We start from the raw sequence: 1787 nt of genomic DNA, 5'->3' as shown, positions 1-1787 counted from the left end.
TAGTTGCCTTGTGCGGATGCACAGGTCTAGTTGCCTTGTGCGGATGCACAGGTTTAGTTGCCTTGGTAGGGGCTGCGGGTCTAGGTGCGGGCATGACAAAACGGCCTTTGATTGGTTTGACCCTGGATGCCGAGCCCGCGGGCGGGTGGTCCAAATACCCTTGGTATGCGCTGCGGCAGAATTATTGCGAGGCGGTGGCGGCGGCCGGCGGGCTGGCGGTGGCGCTGCCGCATGAGGCGGGGCTGGCGGAGGATTACCTCGGCCGGCTGGATGGGCTGATTGTGACCGGTGGCGCGTTTGATGTGGACCCAGCACTTTATGGCGAGGCCGAGCGCCATGCCACGGTGGAATTGAAGGCGGACCGCACCACGGCGGAGCTGGCGTTGCTCCAGGGCGCGTTGCGGCGGGACATGCCGGTATTGGGCATTTGCGGCGGTGAGCAGCTGCTGGCGGTGGTGCTGGGGGGAAGCCTGATCCAGCATATTCCCGATGCGGTGGTGGGAGCGCTCGAACATGAGCAGAAAACCTCGCATTATCAGCCGGGGCATGAGGTGGAGATTCAGCGGGGGACGCGATTGCATGATATCGTGGGGCCGCGGATGCTGGTGAACACCTCGCACCATCAGGCGGTGCGGTCTGCCGGGCGGTCGGTTGTGAACGCGGTGGCGCCGGATGGGGTGATTGAGGGCATCGAGGTGCCGGGGCTGAAATTTTGTATCGGGGTGCAGTGGCATCCGGAATATTTGATCGACAAAGGGGATACGGCGATTTTTGCGGCGATGATGGCGGCGGCCAATGGTTGAGGAACAGCGCGGCGAGCGGATCGCCAAGTTTTTGTCACGCGCGGGGGTGGCGAGCCGGCGCGATGCGGAGGCGATGATCGCGGCGGGGCGGGTGCGGATGAACAACGCGCCGGTGGAGCATCCGGCGGTGTTCGTGGGGCCTACGGATATTGTGGTGGTGGACGGCAAGGCCGTGGCGCAGCCCGAGCGCACCCGGCTGTGGCGCTACCACAAGCCCGACGGGCTGGTGACCACGCATAAGGACCCGGAAGGCCGGCCGACGGTGTTTGAGCATCTGCCGAAGGATTTGCCGCGCGTGATCAGCGTGGGGCGGCTGGACCTGACCTCCGAGGGGCTGTTGCTGCTGACCAATGACGGCGCGCTGGCCCGCCAGCTGGAGCTGCCTTCAACCGGCTGGCTGCGCCGTTACCGCGTGCGCGTGCATGGCGGGGTGGACCCGAAGAAGCTGACGCGCCTGGCCGAGGGCATGGTGGTGGATGGGGTGAAGTTCGGGCCGATCGAGGCGTCGGTGGATTCGGTGCAGCGGGCGAATACATGGCTCAGTGTCTCGCTGCGTGAGGGCAAGAACCGGGAGATCAGGCGCGTGATGGACGCGCTGCTGTTGCCGGTGACACGGTTGATACGCGTGGCCTATGGGCCGTTTCAGCTCGGGCTGCTGGCCAAGGGCGAGGTTGAGGAAGTGAACGGGAAGATTCTGCGCGAACAGGTGCCTGGGCTGGGTAAATGAGCCTGGGGCCTCGGATACTCGCGGGGGCGTGGCGCGGGCGCAAGCTGGTGGCGCCCGAGGGGCTGGAGACGCGGCCGACCGGGGCGCGGGCCAGGCAGGCGGTGTTTGATATTTTGCTGCATGCGCCCTGGGCCGGGGCGGAATTTTTGCGGCGCGCGCGGGTGCTGGATGTGTTCGCGGGCACCGGGGCCTATGGGCTGGAGGCGCTCTCGCGCGGGGCGGCGGCGGCGGATTTTATGGAGCAGGCGCCTGGGGCC

General features: G+C 66.5%; 3 protein-coding genes. All 3 read left to right on the top strand.

Annotated elements, in window-relative coordinates:
* Positions 1-92 precede the first annotated feature (92 nt).
* Positions 93-803 (top strand): gamma-glutamyl-gamma-aminobutyrate hydrolase family protein, encoded by a 711-nt coding sequence (locus tag PHE40_RS10750; protein ID WP_299961612.1) that lies wholly within the window; start codon positions 93-95, stop codon positions 801-803.
* The gene (locus PHE40_RS10745; RefSeq protein WP_284258485.1) at positions 796-1530 is read left to right on the top strand and encodes a pseudouridine synthase; all 735 of its coding nucleotides are present in this window, start codon (positions 796-798) and stop codon (positions 1528-1530) included. Before PHE40_RS10750 ends, PHE40_RS10745 begins: the two co-directional genes overlap by 8 nt.
* Positions 1527-1787, top strand: a 261-nt coding sequence (locus PHE40_RS10740) for an RsmD family RNA methyltransferase (RefSeq protein WP_299961610.1), incomplete at its 3' end; no start/stop codon positions are given. The genes PHE40_RS10745 and PHE40_RS10740, both read left to right, overlap by 4 nt.

Source organism: Acidocella sp., from assembly GCF_028687955.1.
Classification (GTDB): domain Bacteria; phylum Pseudomonadota; class Alphaproteobacteria; order Acetobacterales; family Acetobacteraceae; genus Acidocella.
Note: the sequence above shows the minus strand (reverse complement) of the source record. Positions and strands in the feature narration are given on the sequence as shown.

Bases quoted from the DNA above. Each gene is read 5' to 3' on its own strand.
- PHE40_RS10750 (WP_299961612.1), top strand. From the start codon at position 93: ATGACAAAACGGCCTTTGATTGGTTTGACCCTGGATGCCGAGCCCGCG.
- PHE40_RS10745 (WP_284258485.1), top strand. From the start codon at position 796: ATGGTTGAGGAACAGCGCGGCGAGCGGATCGCCAAGTTTTTGTCACGC.